The sequence below is a fragment of the Streptomyces sp. BA2 genome, assembly GCF_009769735.1.
In the GTDB taxonomy this organism is placed as follows: Bacteria; Actinomycetota; Actinomycetes; order Streptomycetales; family Streptomycetaceae; genus Streptomyces.
Genome location: NZ_WSRO01000002.1, coordinates 2363135 through 2381200, shown reverse-complemented (window position 1 = coordinate 2381200; position 18066 = coordinate 2363135). Strand labels below are relative to the sequence as shown.

Here is an 18066-nt window from a genome sequence, read left to right as displayed (position 1 = left end):
GGCAGTAAGAGGTGCGCGCGGGAGCCAGTAACCTTGTGCGGGGCGTGTCTGCGCCCCGCTACCTTGCCCCCGCGTCCTGAGAGAGGTTCCGCACCCCGTGGAAACCGTGGAAACCGCCCCGGCATCAGTGATCGTCGCCATCGACGGTCCCTCCGGCACGGGCAAGTCGAGCACCTCGAAGGCCGTCGCCGCCCAGCTCGGCCTCAGCTACCTGGACACCGGTGCCCAGTACCGCGCGATCACCTGGTGGATGGTGCACAACGGCATCGAGCTGACGGACCCGACCGCCATCGCCGCGGTCGCGGGCAAGCCCGAGATCATCTCCGGCACCGACCCGCTCGCCCCGACCATCACGGTCGACGGCACGGACGTCGCGGGGCCGATCCGCACCACCGAGGTCACCTCCAAGGTCAGCGCCGTCAGCGCCGTCCCCGAGGTGCGCGCCCGCATCACGGAGCTGCAGCGCACCATCGCCGCGTCCGCCGAGAAGGGCATCGTCGTCGAGGGGCGTGACATCGGTACGACCGTCCTGCCCGACGCCGACCTGAAGATCTTCCTCACGGCTTCGCCCGAGGCCCGCGCCGCCCGCCGCAGCGGCGAGCTCAAGGGTGCCGACGTCGCCGCCACGCGTGAGGCGCTCATCAAGCGGGACACGGCCGACTCCAGCCGCAAGACGTCCCCGCTCGCCAAGGCCGGCGACGCCGTCGAGGTGGACACCACCGAACTCACGCTGCAGCAGGTCATCGAGTGCGTCGTCACCCTCGTCGAGGAGAAGCGGGCGGCGAAGTGACCGCGGCGCCGTCGGAACGGGGTGCGGAGGTCGGCCGCCGCATCGGCGTCGGCCTCATGTACGGCCTGTGGAAGCCCCGCGTCCTCGGCGCCTGGAAGGTCCCCGCGACCGGCCCGGTGATCCTGGCCGTGAACCACTCCCACAACGTCGACGGCCCGATGGTGATGGGGACGGCACCCAGGCCGACGCACTTCCTCATCAAGAAGGAAGCCTTCATAGGCCCCCTGGACCGCTTCCTGCGCGGCATCGGGCAGGTGAAGGTGGACCGCGAGATCGCCGACCGCACGGCGATCACCCGGGCCCTCGGCGTGCTCGACGACGGCGGCGTCCTCGGGATCTTCCCGGAGGGCACCCGGGGCGAGGGCGACTTCGCCTCGCTGCGCGCAGGACTCGCGTACTTCGCCGTACGGAGCGGGGCGCCGATCGTTCCGGTCGCCGTTCTGGGAAGCACGGAGAAGCGCGGACGGTTGATAAAGAAGCTGCCCCCGCTGCGCAGCCGGGTCGATGTCGTCTTCGGCGACCCCTTCGAAGCGGGCGACGACAGCGGACGGCGTACGCGCAAGGCGCTGGACGAGGCGACCGTGCGCATCCAGGAGAGGCTGACCGCCCACCTGGCGGACGCCAGGCGCCTGACCGGGCGCTGAGCGAGACTTTCAGTAGTGGGCCGCCGCGAGGCGGTCCACCGATCACGAATACGACAGAGGTACGGACTTCATGAACGACCAGATCCAGCCCGAAGGCTCGCCTGAACACGAGCACGGGGCGCTTGGCGATGCCGAGTACGCGGAGTTCATGGAGCTCGCCGCGGAAGAGGGCTTCGACGCCGAGGAAGTCGAAGGCGCGATCGGCGAGGCGGGCCACGGCCCGCTGCCCGTCCTGGCGGTGATCGGCCGCCCGAACGTCGGCAAGTCGACGCTCGTCAACCGCATCATCGGCCGCCGCGAGGCCGTCGTCGAGGACCGCCCCGGCGTGACCCGCGACCGCGTGACGTACGAGGCCGAGTGGGCGGGCCGCCGCTTCAAGCTCGTCGACACCGGCGGCTGGGAGCAGGACGTCCTCGGCATCGACGCGTCCGTGGCCGCCCAGGCCGAGTACGCGATCGAGGCGGCCGACGCGGTCGTCTTCGTCGTGGACGCGACGGTCGGCGCCACCGACACGGACGAAGCCGTCGTGCGCCTCCTGCGCAAGTCCGGCAAGCCCGTCGTCCTCTGTGCCAACAAGGTCGACGGCCCCTCCGGCGAGGCCGACGCCACAGCCCTGTGGGCGCTCGGCCTCGGCGAGCCGCACCCCGTGTCCGCGCTGCACGGCCGCGGCACCGGAGACATGCTGGACGCCGTCCTCGACGCGCTGCCCGATGCGCCCGAGCAGTCCTTCGGCACCGCCATCGGAGGCCCCCGCCGCATCGCGCTCATCGGCCGCCCGAACGTCGGCAAGTCGTCGCTTCTCAACAAGGTGGCGAACGAGGACCGTGTGGTCGTCAACGAGATCGCGGGCACCACCCGCGACCCGGTCGACGAGCTCATCGAACTCGGCGGCGTCGTCTGGAAGTTCGTGGACACCGCGGGCATCCGCAAGCGCGTCCACCTCCAGCAGGGTGCCGACTACTACGCATCGCTGCGCACCGCCGCCGCCGTCGAGAAGGCGGAGGTCGCGGTCATCCTGATCGACGCGAGCGAGTCGATCAGCATCCAGGACCAGCGCATCGTCACGATGGCCGTCGAGGCGGGCCGCGCCATCGTCGTCGCGTACAACAAGTGGGACACCCTCGACGAGGAGCGCCGCTACTACCTGGAGCGGGAGATCGAGACCGAGCTCCTCCAGGTCGCGTGGGCGCCCCGGGTGAACGTCTCCGCCGAGACCGGCCGCCACATGGAGAAGCTCGTCCCGGCGATCGAGACAGCCCTCGCGGGCTGGGAGACGCGCGTCCCGACCGGCCGCCTCAACGCCTTCCTCGGCGAGCTCGTGGCCTCCCACCCGCACCCGATCCGCGGCGGCAAGCAGCCCCGCATCCTCTTCGGCACCCAGGCGGGCACGAAGCCGCCGCGGTTCGTGCTCTTCTCCTCCGGCTTCATCGAGCACGGCTACCGCCGCTTCGTGGAGCGCAGGCTCCGCGAGGAGTTCGGCTTCGAGGGCACGCCGATCCACATCTCGGTGCGGGTGCGCGAGAAGCGCGGCCGCAAGAAGTAGTCCCGGACGGACCAATGGGCCGGGCCCCGCCTTCATGAAGAAGGCGGGGCCCGGCCCATTGGCGCTTGTGCTGCCTCAGATTCCCCTGCGCGGGCCCGGCGGAAGGACCGCGGGGAACTGCTGGTGCACCGTGCCGTGCTGCTCGTGGCCGTAGCGGGTGACGTGCAGCTGGCTGAAGGTGTTGTGCCGCGGGTCGTACCGGTCGCCGACACGGTGCGTCCCGTACGGCGCGCTGCCGAACGACGTGAACCCCAGATCCTCCTCGCCGGTCCGGTCTCCCGGAAGAGCCTTGAACGACCTGCGGTACTCCGAGTAGAGCGCGTCGTAGATCGGTGTGGCCGAGTGGTCGCCCCCCGAGTCCTGCGCCGAGCGCATGGAGGGGATGGGGGACTGGTACGCCGGCCGGGGGCGGGAGGGGTCGTATGTGTGCACGTATGTGCCAACGACCCCGGTCTCGTACGGATGCGGGGGCCGCGCCGCTTTCACGGGGCGCCGGGGGCGTGACCGGCGCAGTCGGGACCCGGGGCGCGGCGGCGGCGCGGCCCGCACGGGCTCAGGTGCCCGCGAGAGGCATCGCCGCCGCGACGAGGCGGCCGTGCGTCGCCGCCTTGTCCAGGGCGTCGCGCAGCAGGTCCTCGCGTGGCTGGCGGCCGATGGAGCCGACGGGCGCCGCGAACAGGAGCACCGTCTGGAGCTTGTTCGCCGCGGTCCGCCAGGCCTCGGTGACCTGGAGCGGGTGGTGGGCCTGCCACCAGGCGACGGAGGCACCGCCGCCGGCACCGGGCTGGAGCACGGCGTGCAGCTGACCCGCGGCCAGCAGCACCGACCAGCCGTGCAGCACGGGAGGCACGCCGTCGAGCGAGGCCACCGGCGTGAAGCCCTGCTCGACCAGGAGCTGCAGGAAGTCGTCGCCGCCGCCGGGAGCGGACCCCGGGCGGGCGATGGCGCCGGTCGGCTCGACGACGAGGGCGGGCCGCAGCTCGCCCTCGATGAGGACGAGACCGCTGGTCACGCCGAGGACCGCCTGGTCGGGCGCTCCTTCGCCGGGGCCGGGCCCCGCGACACCGGCGAGGCCGGTGCCGTCCTCACCGGTGATCGAGCGCACGGCACCCTGCAGCTGCTCCTCGGAGACCTGGACGATCTGGGAGGGCAGGCAGGTGGCGTGGGCGAAGGCGAGTACGGCGGTCTCGTCGCCGATGAACAGGACCGTGCTGGTGCGTTCCTGCTCCGTGTCGCCCGGGGTACGGCAGGACGTGCAGTCGTAACTGCCCGGGGCGTTGTCTCCGGCGAGCAGCCGGTCGGCTTCTTCGTCGCCGATCTCGGCGCGTACGTCGTCGCCGACGTCGAGCATGCGCGGCACGGGGGGCTCCTCGGAATCGTTGCGTGCGGACCGGGGGTGCCCGGCTCATAAGGAGACAACGGGCGATCAGTGGCGCAAGTCACGCGCGAAGGCGAACGGAATCGAACCATCCGCAGCGGAGGGTGAGTTGCCCGGTGGAATCCGTCACTCCGCGCCAACGTCTTGTGCGTACAGGGAAGTTGGGTCGGTGAGGTGGGTCACAGATCGCCATGACGACAGGTCGACAAATCACGAAATCAGCGAATTAAGTGGCTGTCTTGAATTGGCTGATACTCCGGGTAACGGCCAACTGGCCTGGAATGACAAAGAGGTGGTTGATATCGGGCGACCGGACACCTAGATTCCACCGCCGTGTGCAGCGAGCACCGCTCGGGTACGTCCGCCGGCCGCACCAAGCAGCCAGCTCAAGCACCACGGCACGAACGTGCCGAACTCCGGCGGACGGGGTGGGCGGGCCTCCGGCGTCAGATGCGCGAGGAGGTCCGGGCCGCCTGGGGGACCCCGGGTCCTTCGAGAGGGATATTCATGTCCGCACGTCCCAAGTGCGTTCGCAGGACAGCAGTGATCGGCGGAGCGGCGTTGCTCGCCCCGCTGGGACTGCTCACCGCCGCCGGCCAGGCCGGAGCGGCGGACAGCGGAGTGTGGGATCGCATCGCTCAGTGCGAGAGCGGCGGAAACTGGCACATCAACACCGGGAACGGCTACTTCGGAGGACTCCAGTTCTCCGCGTCGACCTGGAGCGCGTACGGCGGAGGCGCCTACGCGGCGACCGCCGACAAGGCGTCCAAGGCGCAGCAGATCGCTGTCGCCACGAAGGTCCAGCGCGCCCAGGGTTGGGGCGCTTGGCCCACATGCTCGGCGCGGGCGGGTGCGTCCGGCAGCGCGCCGGGGGCGGCAGCCGCTCCTGCGGCGCCCAAGGCCGCCCAGGCCCCCAAGGCGCCCAAGGCGGCCGGGCAGCAGCCCGCCAAGCCGCAGAAGCGGACGCCGAGCCATGCCGACCGGGGCTCCGGGCGCGGTGACTACACCGTTCGGCAGGGGGACACCCTCAGCCGGATCGCGGCCGCGCACGGCGTCAGCTGGCAGAAGGTGTACTCCGCCAACAAGGCGGTCATCGGCGGGGATCCGAACGTGATCCTGCCCGGGCAGCGGCTCGATCTCTGAGCCGAGTCCCTCTGGGGTGCGGTCCCGCTCGGTCGTCCGACCGGGTGGGGCCGCGCCCGTGGCGGCGCGGCACGGCTCCGTGCCGCGGTGGCGCTGCCTAGCGTGGGCGGATGTATCCGATGCCGGTCAAGAGTCTTCGGTCGCTGTGGCCCGCTGGTCTGGTCGTCGCCGCCGTCACCTCACTGCTGCTGCCCGTGTCCGCGAACGCGGCTCCGACCGCGCCGACGTCGCCCCGGCCGTGGCCGGGGTCCGCCGCCGCGGCGTACGACTGCTCCCGGGCCGAGGGGGCGTGGAGCTGCCTCGCCAAGTGCGAGAGCACGAGCCGGTGGAACGCGAACACGGGGAACGGATTCTACGGAGGGCTGCAGTTCAAGCAGTCCACCTGGGAGGAGTTCGGCGGGCTCAAGTACGCGCCGCGTGCCGACCTCGCCACCAAGGCGGAACAGATCAAGGTCGCCGAGAAGGTGCTGTGGGTCCAGGGCTGGAACGCCTGGCCCGTGTGCTCCAAGAAGATCCCCAAGAAGATCCGGGAGGGCTGGGGCGTCGTGCACGTCGTCAAGGCGGGGGAGACGCTGAGCTCCATCGCCCGCCGCTATGACGTGAAGGGCGGATGGAAAGCTCTGTATCAAGCCAATCGCAAGGAGGTCGGGGGCAGCCCCGACAGGCTGGCCATCGGCACGGAGCTGGTCATCCCGAAGAAGGCGGCCAAGACGTCTGGGGCGGCGAAGACGTCCGAGGGGACCGGGGCGGAGAAGCCGTCGAAGTCGCCGAAGCCGTCGAAGTCGCCGGAGCCGTCGAAGTCGCCGGAGTCTGCTGAGCCTGCGAAGCCGAGTGCTTCCGCGAAACCCGGTGCGTCCGAGAAGCCGGGGGAGCCTGTGGAGCCTGGGGAGTCGGGGAAGCCTGCTGAGCCCGATGAGTCGGCTGAACCTGTGGAGCCTGGGGAGTCGGGGGAGCCTGCCGAGCCGGTTGAGACCGCGGAGCCCGGGGACTCGGCTGAGTCTGGGGCGCCTGGGGCGCCTGGGGTGTCTGGGGAGTCGGCTAGGCCTGTGGCCCCGGTCGGCTGAGTTCGCTTGCCTCGCCGCTGAACACGACCTCGCCACGGCGTAGTTCGTGCACCACCACTGCCGTCCGGTCCGCGCGCTCGCGCAGGCCGGGCGGCAGGCGTTGTTCCGCGGTGAGGACGCAGGTGGGGGCGGCGCGGGTGCTCAGGGCGATGAGGAGGTCGTACGTACGGGTCGCGACGGTGGGGGACATGCCCTGGGTGGGTTCGTCGATCAGGATCACCCCGGCGCCGGCCGTCAGGAGGGCGCGGGAGAGGGCGAGCATGCGTTGCTCTCCGCCGGAGAGGGTGCCTGCGGGGCGGGGGAGCAGGGGGCGTAGCTCGGGGTACGCGTCCAGGGCCGGGGTGATGTCGGGGGCGGGGGTGGACAGGCTGAGGTTCTCGGCGACCGTGAGGTGGCCGAACACCGCTTGGCCGTCCGGTACGAAGCACAGGCCCCGCCGAGCGCGATCGTGAGCGGTGAGCCGGGTGACGTCCGTGCCGTCCCAGGTGACGGTGCCGGAGGTGAGGCGGGCCGTGCCGGCCAGGGCCCGCAGCACTGTCGTACGGCCCGAGCCGTTGCGGCCCAGGAGGACGGTGAGGCCGGGGGCGGGAGCCGCGAGGGTCACGCCGTGCAGGGCTTCGAGGGGGCCGTAGCGGACGCGGGCCTCGTGGAGTGCGATGCCGGTTCTCATGGGGCTGCCCTGTGGAGGACTTCGGTCGGGGGGCCCGACGTGACGATGCGGCCCGCCGCCATGACGTGCACGGTGTCGGCCAGGTTCGCCACCAGGTCGATGTCGTGCTCGACCACCAGGAGTGCCATGCCGTCGGCGGCCAGGGCCCGCAGGACGCGGGCCAGGACGGCCACTTCGGCGGTGTCCAGGCCTGCTGCCGGTTCGTCCAGGAGGAGCGTGTGGGGGTGGCTTGCGAGGGCTCGGGCCAGTTCCACGCGTCTGAGGGTGCCGGTGGGGAGGGCTGTGGCGGGGTGGTTGCGGGTGTCTTGGCCGTGGAGGTGGAGGAGGCGAAGAGACTGGGTCGTGGCCTGAGGGCGCTTCAGGCGCCCTTGTTCCGCGCCTACTTGGACGTTCTCCGTGATGGTCAGCGACGGGAACACGGCCAGTTGCTGGAAGGTGCGGGCCACGCCGAGGCGGGTGCGGGCGTGGGCGGGGGTGCGGGTGATGTCGTGGCCGTCGAGGGTGACGCGGCCGGAGTCGGGGCGGAGGGTGCCGGCGAGACAGTGGAAGAGGGTGCTTTTGCCTGCGCCGTTGGGGCCTACTACGGCGGTGATGTGGCCTGGGGGTACGGAGAGGGTCACGTCGTCGAGGGCGGTGAAGCCGTCGTAGGTGGCGGTGATGTTGTGGGCCGTGAGGGGGTGTTGGTGGGGTGGGTCGGGGTGCGGGGCTTCGCGGCGGGCTCGGCTGGGGAGCGGGGCTTTGTGGGGCGTTGGGCTTGGGGGCTGGGCTTCGCGGTGGATTGGGCTTGAGGGTTGGGTTTCGCGGTGGGGTGGGCTTGGGAGCGGCGCTTCGGGGTGGGGGCGGCTTGGGGGCTGGGCTTCGCGGTGGCGTGCGTTCGGGGGCGGGGCCGCCTCGGTATGTCCGTCCTCGCTATCGTCCGGTGGCCGCGGGGTCGCTCCGGCGCCGGAGCGCCGCGAACCGTGCTCCGGGCGGACATACCGAACCGTCCCCTCGGGCCGCGACGGCGTCTGCGACCCGTCGCCAATTGCGCTGGGGGGCAGTCGGGTGGGGTCCGCTCGCCATCGAAGCAACCGGGTGAGTCCGGCCCGCCCGCTGCGAGGCAATCGGTCGAGTCCCACCCGCCCTCTGTGGGGCAGTCGGGTGGGGTCCGCCCGCCATCGAAGCAACCGGTCGAGTCCCGCCCGCCCGCTGCGGGGCAATCGGTCGAGTCCCGCCCGCCCGCTGCGGGGCAACCGAACGGGGTCCGCCCGCCACCGAAGCAACCGGGTGAGTCCCGCCCGCCCGCTGCGAGGCAATCGGTCGAGTCCCACCCGCCCTCTGTGGGGCAATCGCATGGGGTCCGCCCGCCACCGAAGCAACCGGTCGAGTCCCGCCCGCCCGCTGCGGGGCAATCGGGTGGGTGGGTGGGAAGGCTTGTTCGTTGCGGTGGGGCCGCGGGGTGATCGGGTGGGTGGGTGGGGAGCGGGGGTCAGGACACTGCGGGCCCGCCGGCCCAGCGGCGTCAGGGAAGGGCGGCGGAGCCACCCGGCGGCAGCCGGCACGCGGCCGACCAGCACCGCGAGGACGCCGATCAAGGCCGCCGCCACCCCACCCCGCGTACCCGCGTCAAGGCCCACCAGAAGCGCCGCCGCCACCAACGCCCCCAGCAGGCTGTCCGCCCCAAGGACCACCACCGCCGCGAACCAGAGAAGCCCGCGCACGGGGTCGTACGCGGCAGGGTCGAAGGCCCGTAGGCCCATGCCCAGCATCCCGCCCCCCAGGGCGGCAAGCGCCGCACCGGCCACGAAGGCCGTCAGCTTCAGGGTGCGTACCGGCACGCCCGCGGCCGCCGCCCCCGCCTCGTGATCCCGCATCGCGGCAAGCGCCCGCCCCATGCGGCCCCGGCGCATGCTGATCGCGAAGAGCAACGCGGCGGCGAGCAGGACCAGTTCGAGGACGTAGTACGCGCGGTCGCTGTCGAAGCCCGCCGGGCGGTCCAGGGTGAGGCCCGACGTCGCGTACGGCTGGGCGAAGACGAAACGGCTGACGCCGACGCCGACCGCGAACGTCGCCAGGGCGAGCGCGAGGCCGCGGCGGCTGATCGCGGGCCAGCCGGTGAGGAGACCGAGGGGGGCCACCAGGAGGACGGCCACGGCCAGGGCGGGGAGGTGGGGAAGTTCGGGAAGGCCCGGGAAGCGCCCCGCCGTCAGGAGGGCGGTGAAGAGAGCGCCAAGACCCGCGTACGCCGCTTGGCCCAATGAGATCTGGCCGCCTCTGCCGGTGACGATCACCAGCGAGAGGAGGATCACCGCCAGGGCCGGGACCTGGACGGACGTGGTCAGGTCCGAGCCCGCGAAGCCCAGCGGGATGAGGAAGAGGACCGCCGCCACTATCCACGCGCCCGGCGGCGCAGGGACGCGCGCCGCCGCCGTGCGGGGGAGCGTGTTCTGCGAGCCGATGCCAGGGAGTACGAGCGCCGCGATGAGGAGGGCCACTACGAAGAGGTTCGCTCCCAGGGCCTGGAGGAGGGGTTCCGCCCAGCCGGAAGGGTGCAGGCGGGTCAGCTGGCTCTGGGCCACGCCGAGCCCGAGGGCCACCGAGATCGCGATGAACAGGCTTCGCATGCGGGCCGCCACCGCTACGGCCACGACTTCCATCACCAGGAGCGGCATGCCGTACGGGTCCAGGCGTACGAAGGGGGCCAGCAACGCGCCGGTGAGGCCTGCCGTGAAGGCGCCGAACGCCCAGCCCGCCGATGCCACCCGGTCCGCGTCGATGCCGCTGAGGACCGCGAGGGGGCGGTTGTCGACCACGGCCCGCAGCTCGCTGCCGAAGCGGGTCCAGCGGGTGACCGCCCAGACGGCTGCGGCCAGGGCGACCGCCACCGCCAAGGGGGCCCAGGGGTCCGCCGACACGAGGGTGGGGGCGTCCGCCTTCGCTCCCGGGCCCCAGATCAGTGCGGCGCCTCCGACCAGGAGGATGAAGACGCCGATGGACGCCACCAGGGTCTGGGCCGGGTCGCTGCCCAGGATCGACAAGGGGCGGAAGACCGCCTTCTCCAGGAGCAGGCCGATGGCCGGGGCGATCAGGAGGAGCGTGACCGCCGTGGCAAGGGGCAGGGGCCAGTGCCACTCCACCGTCAGCTGGCGCAGGACGTACGCGCAGACCATCGCGATCGCGCCGTGCGCGAAGTTGAGGACACCGGTCGCGCGGTACGTGACGATCAGGCCGATGCCGGTGAGGGCCGCCGCGCTGCCGACCGCGAGCCCGGCCAGCGTCAGGTCGTAGCTCAGGGAGGCCACCGGGTCATCGCTCCGGTGACGGGGTGATGGGCGTCGGCTGCGGTTCGCAGATGGGGCAGGGGCTCAGGTCGCCGGTCGCGAGGATGTGGGCGTCCGCGGGGACCGCTTCCGGTTTTCCCGCCACCAGGGGGCAGTCCGCCCGGTGCCAGAGCGTGCCGCCGGGGATCATCAGGAGGTCGCCGCTCGTCGCCACCGGGTCCGGCCGTTCCGTCGGGGCGGGAGCCGGGCCGACCGTCACCAACAGCTCGTACAGCTCTTCCACGCGGGCCGTGGACAGGGCGCTCCTGCCATGAGCGAAGAGCACCGTCCCGGCGATGATCAGCGCCGCGCCCGGCACCGTGCACGACGCCAGATACGGGAGCTGACGCTCGGCGAAGCGTTCGCCCGACATGCCGTACCAGCCGATCACGCAGAGCACCGCACCGGCGGCGAGGGCGGCGAAGGCCACCCAGAGGACGGGGCGCACAGCACGGAGCCGGGCCGAACGATCTGTCTGATCCGGTTGAGCCGCCCGCATCTGCGCCCCCTGGGACACGTTCGTAGCGTCGGTGGGCTGTCCATGTCAGCCGATGGCTTGCACTATGCCTTCTGCAAGCTGACCCTGAAAGCACCGGGCCCTGATGGCCCGGACCGACACCCGGTGGTGAGCCAGATGGTTCTCTGGACCAGCCCCAAGCGGGGGAGCGATCTCAGGCGGGGAAGGGTACGGAGCGCGGCGCTTGCGGCAGCCGCGGTCCTGCTTGTCGCTCCGGCCGCCGTGGCATGCGGTGACGACAGCGGCGGGGGCGGCGACAGCGATCCGCCCAAGCCGTCCGCGGAGAAGTCGACCCCGGACGCCTCTTCGGAAGCGCCTGCGGAGGACGCGCCCGCGGATCCGGCGGCGGCCGAGAAACAGGTCAAGGAGAACTTCGAGAAGTTCTTCGATCCGGCCGTTTCCATGAAGGACAAGGAGGCCGTCCTCGAGAACGGGCCGAAGATGCGCGCCGTCCTGAAGAGCTTCAGCGGCGACGAGCGCGGCAAGCAGGTCAGCGCCGACGTCAACAAGGTCGAGTTCACCTCCGCGACCGAGGCGGACGTGACGTACGCCCTGACTTTGAAGGGTGCCACCGCGCTGCCCGACGCCTCGGGCACCTCCGTCAACCAGGACGACACCTGGAAGGTGTCCGTCAAGACTCTCTGCGCCCTGGTGAAGCTGAGCGGCAATGCCTCGCCCGGTCCGGGCTGTTGAGGTCCTAGCCGCAGCCGCGCTGCTCGTGGCCGTGGCGGGGTGCGGCAGCCGGCTCCCCGAGAGCGACTTCGAGTCCAGGAGCAGGGCGCCCGCCCCGTCCGGGGCGCCGATCCGGGTCGGCATCATCACCAGTGCGACGAGCCCCGTCGGCGGCTCCGCGTTCACCGGGCCCCGGGACGGGGCCAAGGCGTACTTCGAACGGCTGAACGCGCGCGGTGGAATCGACGGGCGCAAGGTCGAGGTGCGGACGTGTGACGACGGCGGCAGCGGTGTCGGCAACAACGAGTGCGTGCACAAGCTGGTCGACGAGGAGCGCGTCGTCGCGCTCGTCGCGACCAGCTCCCTCGACTACGCGGGGGCCTCCCGGGTCTCCCGAGCGCGCGTGCCCGATGTCGGGGGCCAGCCGATCGGGTCCGCGTACGACACCTATCCGCATCTGTACGGGATCTACGGCAGCCTCGCCCCGCGCGACGGGAAGCCGGGCTGGGGCGGCAAGCTGATCGGCGGGACCGAGGTCTACCGCTACTTCAAGCGGGAGCAGGGCGCACGCACCGCCGCCGTCGTCTCGTACAACCAGGCCTCGTCCGCCGCGTACGCCCGTCTCGTCACCCGGGGCCTGAAGGCCGAGGGCTACAAGGTGGTCACCGAGCAGGTCGACTTCGCGCTGCCCAACTTCCGTGCGGCGGCGGCCGATCTGAAGGAGCAGGGCGCCGACCTCGTCTTCGACGCGATGGACACCCACGGCAACGCCCAGCTGTGCGAGGCGATGGACGACGTGGGCGCCGACGTCACCGCCAAGGTCACCAACGTCCAGAACTGGACCTCCTCCGTGGCCGGCGACTACAAGGACGCGCCGCGCTGCCGCAACGCCCTGTGGGCCACCGGCGCGAGCCGCAACTACGAGGACACGGACCAGCCGGCCGTACGCGAGTTCCGCGATGCCATGAAGGGGCACAAGGAGCTCTCCCAGTGGCAGCTGGAGGGCTGGGCCGCCGCGATGTGGTTCACGGACGCGGCGAAGTCGTGCCGGGGCGACGTCACGCGCACGTGTGTCGACCGCTTCATGAACCGCGGCGAGCCCTACACGGCACGTGGACTGCTGCTCCCGGTGACGTACGAGGAGCGGGCCGAGCCGCCCGGCACGCGGAGGACCTGTATGTCGGTGGCCCGCTGGAAGGACGGTGAGGGCTGGGTCACACAGGGAAACATGAACGACAACTGCTTCGAGGTGCCGCAGCTCTCCTACCAGCCGTGATGCGTGTACCTAGCAGGAAAGTTCCCGAAATCGGATACCGATGGCACAACTGTTCAAAAACAAGATGATGATGGAGCCCAACCCTTGGTCCCTAATCCCCGTCTAACCCTGCGGTAGGCGGACGAGAAGGACTGTCCGCGGGGAAGCGTGGGATACGGGGACGCATGCATATCTCTTTCCTGATTCACAACGCGTACGGAATCGGCGGGACGATCCGGACGACGTACAACTTGGCGAACACTCTCGCCGAGCAGCACGACGTCGAGATCGTCTCCGTCTTCCGGCACCGCGACGATCCCGTGTTCTCGCCCGACTCCCGCGTCAGGCTCAGTCACCTCGTCGACATGCGCAAGGAAAGCCCCGGATATGAGGGGGAGGCCGCCGACGCCCTGCGGCCCGCCCGGACGTTCCCCAGCGCGGAGGGCCGCTACGGCCAGTACAGCGCCCTCACCGACCGGCGCATCGCCGAGCATCTCTCCTCGGTCAGCGCCGATGTGGTGGTCGGTACGCGTCCCGGCCTGAACGTGCACCTCGCGCGCGAGACCGCGCGCGGCCCGCTGCGGGTCGGTCAGGAGCACCTCACGCTCGACAGCCACTCCAAGGAACTGCGCCGCCAGCTGCGCAGCGTCTACCCCCGCCTCGACGTCCTGACCACGACCACCGAGGCCGACGCCCGCGCCTACCGCCGCAAGATGCGCCTGCCGGGCGTCCACGTCCAGGCCGTGCCCAACCCCGTGCCCGCGCCCGGCATCGAGCCCGCGGACGGCACCCAGAAGTGGGTCGTCGCGGCCGGGCGGCTCGCCCCCGTGAAGCGGTACGACCTGCTGATCCGGGCCTTCGACCAGGTGCGCGCAGAGCGCCCCGACTGGCGCCTTCGGATATACGGCGGCGGCAAGCAGAAGGACAAGCTGCGCGCCCTGATCGACGAGCTCGGCCTCTACAACCACGTCTTCCTGATGGGGCCCGCCCACCCCATCGAGCCCGAGTGGGCCAAGGGCTCCATCGCGGCCGTCACCTCCAGCCTCGAGTCCTTCGGCATGACCATCGTCGAGGCGATGCGCTGCGGCCTGCCCGTCGTGGCCACCGACTGCCCGCACGGTCCTGGCGAGATCATCGACAACGGTGTCGACGGGCGACTCGTCGAGGTCGGCAACCCCGACGCGATCGCGGGCGGACTGCTCGAACTGATCAACAACGACACGCTCCGCCGGCGGATGGCGGGCGCCGCTCTCGAGGACTCCGAGCGCTTCGACCCGGTCCGCATCGCCGAACGCTACGACGCGATGTTCACCGGGATGCTCGCCCGCGGCAGCTCCTTCGGCGGCCGGATGCGCGGCTCACTGCACCGCACCCGCGGCGCGCTCCTCGGCGGTGCGTACGCGGTGCGGGACATCGGACATGGGGTATCGACCAGCGGCATACAGACGAAGGGATCCACCGCATGACGGCCTTGGCCACCTCGGACGCCTCATCGCCCTGCGGCACCGGTGCCGATCAGGACGTCGCGGCGGCACCACGCGCCGACTGCATAGCCGACTCCGCCGGAGGCCTCACCTTCGACGTCACCGACCCCGGTGGCAAGGGCGCGGCCTACCTGCTGCTGCGCCGCCGCGACGCCGCATCCGCCGACGAGGACGTGCGCCTGCCGCTTTCCCCGGCGGCCGACGGCAGGCTGCGGGCCGCGCTGCCCAGCAGCGTCGAGCTGGCCGAGGGACGCTGGAACGCCTACGCGGAGGTCGGCGGCGGCACCCCCCGCCGCCTCGCGCCCGGCGTCAACGACCTGCGCTCGCTGGTCGACCGCGCCCCCAGCGGCGCCCGCGGCCACATCGCCGTACGCATTCCGTACGCGACCAAGCAGGGCAACCTCTCCGTACGCAGCTGGCTGCGCGCCCCGCACGCGGAGATCGGCGAGCTGCGGATCGAGGGCACCGAGGTGGCCGCGCAGGGCCGTGTGTACGGCACCACGCTGACCGGCGCCGCATACGCCGAGGCGTCCCGGCGCGCCGAGCCCGACCGGATCGAGCGCTACGAACTGACCGCCGACGGCGTGGAGTTCAGCTTCGGCCTGCACTGCGACGTGCTCGCCGACAGCGGCCCCGGCCCCTGGGACCTCTGGCTGCGCCCGGCGGGGGAGAGCGGGCCGCGGATCCGGCTCGCCCGGCTCCTGGACGACATCCCGGACAAGAAGCAGATCTTCACCTACCCGGTGGTCCGGCTCGACACGGCGGCGCACGGCCCGCTGGAGGCGGGGGCGTACTACACGAACGACAACGACCTCTCGGTACGGATCCGCGAGGCGAACACGGTCGAGGGCTGACGTCGGCCGGTCGGCGAAGGTGATGCCATCGCGGACCGTGGCTGTCCGCGACGCCGGGCACAATCGGCCCCATGTTGGAGACCTCCGCACGACTGCTCCGCCTGCTCTCGCTGCTGCAGGCCCACCGCGACTGGTCGGGCGCGGACCTGGCCGACCGGCTCGGCGTGACCCCGCGCACCGTGCGGCGCGACGTGGACCGGCTCCGCGAACTCGGCTACCCCGTCAACGCGAGCCCCGGCACGGGCGGCGGCTACCAGCTCGGCGCGGGCGCGGAGCTGCCGCCGCTGCTCCTTGACGACGACGAGGCGGTCGCCGTGGCCGTCGGCCTGCGCACCGCCGCCGGACACGGCATCGAGGGCATCGGCGAGACCTCCGTACGCGCCCTGACCAAGCTGGAGCAGGTCCTGCCGAGCAGGCTGCGGCGCAGGGTGGGCGCCCTGACGGCGTTCACCGTGCCGATGCTTCGAAGCCCCCAGCCGCAGGCCGTCGACCCCTCGGTCCTGACCGAACTGGCCCACGCCTGCCGGGACGCGGAGCGTCTGCGCTTCGACTACCGCGACCACGGCGGCAGTTCGACCCGCCGCACCGTCGAACCGCACCGCCTTGTCTGCACCGAGCGCCGCTGGTATCTGGTCGCCTGGGACGTCGACCGCGACGACTGGCGTACGTTCCGCGCGGACCGCATCACACCGAAGCCCCCGCACGGACCGCGCTTCGCGCCGCGCACCCCGCCGGCCGACGACCTCGCCGCGTACGTCTCCCAGGGCGTCTCCACGCGTGTGTACGCCGCACAGGCGGTGTTCCGGCTCCTGGTGCCCCTGGAGGAGGCGGCCCAGCGGGTCACGCCTCACCGAACGGCTCAGCTCGGCGAGGGACCTCCTGAGCCGGGCCCTGGACCGGGGTGTTCGGTCTGCGGGTCCGGGTACTGCGCCTGGGGCGGATGGAACGCGGCGAACTCCGGATGGTGCAGGTCGAACGCCGGGGACTCGGAGCGGATCCGGGGCAGCGTGACGAAGTTGTGGCGCGGCACCGGGCAGGAGGTGGCCCACTCCAGGGAGCGGCCATAGCCCCAGGGGTCGTCGACGTCGATCTTCTTGCCGTACTTGGCGGTCTTCCAGACGTTGTAGAGGAACGGCAGCGTGGACATGCCGAGCAGGAACGCCCCGATGGACGAGATGGTGTTGAGCGCCGTGAAGCCGTCCGCGGCCAGATAGTCCGCGTATCGCCGTGGCATGCCCTCCGCGCCCAGCCAGTGCTGGACGAGGAACGTCACGTGGAAGCCGACGAAGAGCGTCCAGAAGTGGATCTTGCCGAGCGTCTCGTCGAGCATCTTCCCGGTGAACTTCGGCCACCAGAAGTAGAAGCCGCCGAAGGTCGCGAAGACGACGGTGCCGAACACGACGTAGTGGAAGTGCGCCACGACGAAGTACGAGTCGGTGACGTGGAAGTCGAGGGGCGGCGAGGCCAGGATGACGCCGGTGAGGCCGCCGAAGAGGAAGCTCACCAGGAAGCCGATCGCCCACAGCATCGGTGTCTCGAACGACAGCGATCCCTTGAGCATCGTCCCCGTCCAGTTGAAGAACTTCACGCCCGTGGGGACCGCGATGAGGAAGGACATGAAGGAGAAGAAGGGCAGAAGCACCGCGCCCGTCGCGAACATGTGGTGCGCCCACACGACGATCGAGAGCCCGGTGATGGCCATCGTCGCGCCGATCAGGGGCAGATAGCCGAAGATCGGCTTCCTGCTGAACACCGGGATGATCTCGGAGATGATCCCGAAGAACGGCAGCGCGATGATGTAGACCTCGGGATGCCCGAAGAACCAGAAGAGGTGCTGCCACAGGAGCGCGCCCCCGTTCTCCGGGGCGAAGACCATGGAGCCGAAGCGCCGGTCCGCCTCCAGGACGAGCAGCGCGGCGGCGAGGACGGGGAACGCGAGCAGCACCAGGATCGAAGTGAACAGCACATTCCAGGTGAAGACGGGCATTCGGAACATTGTCATCCCCGGCGCGCGCATCCCGATGATGGTCGTCAGGAAGTTCACCGAACCGAGGATCGTGCCGAACCCGGAGAGCGCGAGCCCCATGATCCACAGGTCGGCGCCGATCCCCGGTGACCGCTCCATGCTGTTGAGCGGCGCGTAGGCGAACCAGCCGAAGTCGGCCGGGCCGCTGGGGACCAGGAGCGAGCCGAGCACCATCAGGCCGCCGAAGAGGAACAGCCAGTACGAGAGCATGTTGAGCCGCGGGAAGGCCACGTCGGGCGCGCCGATCTGCAGCGGCATGATCTCGTTGGCGAAGCCGGCGAAGGTGGGCGTCGCGAACAGCAGCAGCATGATCGTGCCGTGCATGGTGAACGCCTGGTTGAACTCCTCGTTCGTCATCAGCTGCAGCCCGGGACGGGCGAGTTCGGCCCGCATCATCAGGGCCATCAGCCCCGCGGCGAGGAAGAACACGAAGGACGTGACCAGGTACAGGTGGCCGATCTTCTTGTGGTCGGTGGTGGTCAGCCAGTCCACGAGGACCCGGCCCGGACTCTTCCGCAAGGCCGGCGGTGCCGCCGCGGTCGCGGTCTCAGTCCCCATCGCTCGCCCCTTCGCCGTCACGCCGCCGGTCCTGCTCGAAGCACCCGCCATGATGCTCGCGTCACACCCGGATCCGACAGGGGGCGTACGGGCCCGCTGTGCCGGAACCTCGAATTCCCTATGTGTCGTCACATCTCGTCGAGCGCCCTGGATTCAGAAATGAGGAGGG

General features: G+C 71.2%; 15 protein-coding genes and 1 pseudogene. 10 read left to right on the top strand and 6 right to left on the bottom strand.

The window, feature by feature from the left end; translation table 11 throughout:
- The first annotated feature begins 106 nt into the window (after window positions 1–106).
- From cmk to der, 3 genes are all read left to right on the top strand, one after another.
- Window positions 107–790: a (d)CMP kinase gene (cmk, locus tag E5671_RS13360; RefSeq protein ID WP_336606049.1), complete on the top strand. Its 684-nt coding sequence runs from the start codon at window positions 107–109 to the stop codon at window positions 788–790.
- Window positions 748–1434 carry a 1-acyl-sn-glycerol-3-phosphate acyltransferase gene (locus E5671_RS13355; RefSeq protein WP_160504188.1) on the top strand — a complete coding sequence of 229 codons (687 nt, stop codon included), beginning with the start codon at window positions 748–750 and terminating at the stop codon, window positions 1432–1434. Before cmk ends, E5671_RS13355 begins: the two co-directional genes overlap by 43 nt.
- Window positions 1435–1504: 70 nt before the next feature.
- Window positions 1505–2977, top strand: coding sequence for a ribosome biogenesis GTPase Der (der, locus tag E5671_RS13350; protein ID WP_160504187.1), 1473 nt, complete (start codon window positions 1505–1507; stop codon window positions 2975–2977).
- Between the two features lie 75 nt (window positions 2978–3052).
- On the opposite strand, the gene E5671_RS47410 is transcribed toward der, so the two are convergent.
- Together E5671_RS47410 and E5671_RS13340 are read right to left on the bottom strand one after the other, a co-directional pair.
- The gene (locus E5671_RS47410) at window positions 3053–3352 is read right to left on the bottom strand and encodes a hypothetical protein (protein WP_202122784.1); all 300 of its coding nucleotides are present in this window, start codon (window positions 3350–3352) and stop codon (window positions 3053–3055) included.
- A 178-nt stretch (window positions 3353–3530) separates the two neighbouring features.
- Window positions 3531–4337: a hypothetical protein gene (locus tag E5671_RS13340; RefSeq protein ID WP_160504186.1), complete on the bottom strand. Its 807-nt coding sequence runs from the start codon at window positions 4335–4337 to the stop codon at window positions 3531–3533.
- A gap of 525 nt (window positions 4338–4862) precedes the next feature.
- On the opposite strand from E5671_RS13340, the gene E5671_RS13335 reads away from it, so the two are divergent.
- Together E5671_RS13335 and E5671_RS47405 are read left to right on the top strand one after the other, a co-directional pair.
- Entirely contained in the window at window positions 4863–5498 is a 636-nt protein-coding gene (locus E5671_RS13335; protein WP_160504185.1) for a LysM peptidoglycan-binding domain-containing protein, read from the top strand.
- Between the two features lie 110 nt (window positions 5499–5608).
- The gene (locus E5671_RS47405) at window positions 5609–6562 is read left to right on the top strand and encodes a transglycosylase family protein (RefSeq protein WP_336605747.1); all 954 of its coding nucleotides are present in this window, start codon (window positions 5609–5611) and stop codon (window positions 6560–6562) included.
- Here E5671_RS47405 and E5671_RS13325 read toward each other — a convergent pair.
- The 3 genes from E5671_RS13325 to E5671_RS13310 are packed head-to-tail and all read right to left on the bottom strand — an operon-like array spanning window position 6537 to window position 11030.
- Window positions 6537–7232: an ATP-binding cassette domain-containing protein gene (locus E5671_RS13325; protein ID WP_160504184.1), complete on the bottom strand. Its 696-nt coding sequence runs from the start codon at window positions 7230–7232 to the stop codon at window positions 6537–6539. The genes E5671_RS47405 and E5671_RS13325 overlap by 26 nt on opposite strands.
- Window positions 7229–10513, bottom strand: coding sequence for an ABC transporter permease subunit (locus E5671_RS46220; protein WP_336605746.1), 3285 nt, complete (start codon window positions 10511–10513; stop codon window positions 7229–7231). The genes E5671_RS13325 and E5671_RS46220 overlap by 4 nt, the downstream gene beginning before the upstream one ends.
- Window positions 10514–10517: 4 nt before the next feature.
- Complete coding sequence (locus E5671_RS13310; protein ID WP_160510159.1) at window positions 10518–11030, bottom strand: hypothetical protein; 513 nt, start codon at window positions 11028–11030, stop codon at window positions 10518–10520.
- A gap of 135 nt (window positions 11031–11165) precedes the next feature.
- On the opposite strand from E5671_RS13310, the gene E5671_RS13305 reads away from it, so the two are divergent.
- The 5 genes from E5671_RS13305 to E5671_RS13285 all read left to right on the top strand — a co-directional run bounded on the left by E5671_RS13305 (window position 11166) and on the right by E5671_RS13285 (window position 16380).
- The gene (locus E5671_RS13305) at window positions 11166–11741 is read left to right on the top strand and encodes a hypothetical protein (RefSeq protein WP_202121109.1); all 576 of its coding nucleotides are present in this window, start codon (window positions 11166–11168) and stop codon (window positions 11739–11741) included.
- Window positions 11716–12996 carry an ABC transporter substrate-binding protein gene (locus E5671_RS13300; RefSeq protein WP_160504183.1) on the top strand — a complete coding sequence of 427 codons (1281 nt, stop codon included), beginning with the start codon at window positions 11716–11718 and terminating at the stop codon, window positions 12994–12996. Before E5671_RS13305 ends, E5671_RS13300 begins: the two co-directional genes overlap by 26 nt.
- A gap of 164 nt (window positions 12997–13160) precedes the next feature.
- Window positions 13161–14441, top strand: coding sequence for a glycosyltransferase family 4 protein (locus tag E5671_RS13295; RefSeq protein WP_160504182.1), 1281 nt, complete (start codon window positions 13161–13163; stop codon window positions 14439–14441).
- Window positions 14438–15313, top strand: coding sequence for a FixH family protein (locus E5671_RS13290; RefSeq protein ID WP_237330163.1), 876 nt, complete (start codon window positions 14438–14440; stop codon window positions 15311–15313). Before E5671_RS13295 ends, E5671_RS13290 begins: the two co-directional genes overlap by 4 nt.
- A 71-nt stretch (window positions 15314–15384) precedes the next feature.
- Window positions 15385–16380, top strand: coding sequence for a helix-turn-helix transcriptional regulator (locus E5671_RS13285; protein ID WP_336605745.1), 996 nt, complete (start codon window positions 15385–15387; stop codon window positions 16378–16380).
- Here E5671_RS13285 and ctaD read toward each other — a convergent pair.
- Window positions 16326–17897, bottom strand: a pseudogene (ctaD, locus tag E5671_RS13280) (aa3-type cytochrome oxidase subunit I); the annotation flags it as partial. The gene E5671_RS13285 and the pseudogene ctaD overlap by 55 nt on opposite strands.
- Window positions 17898–18066 lie beyond the last annotated feature (169 nt).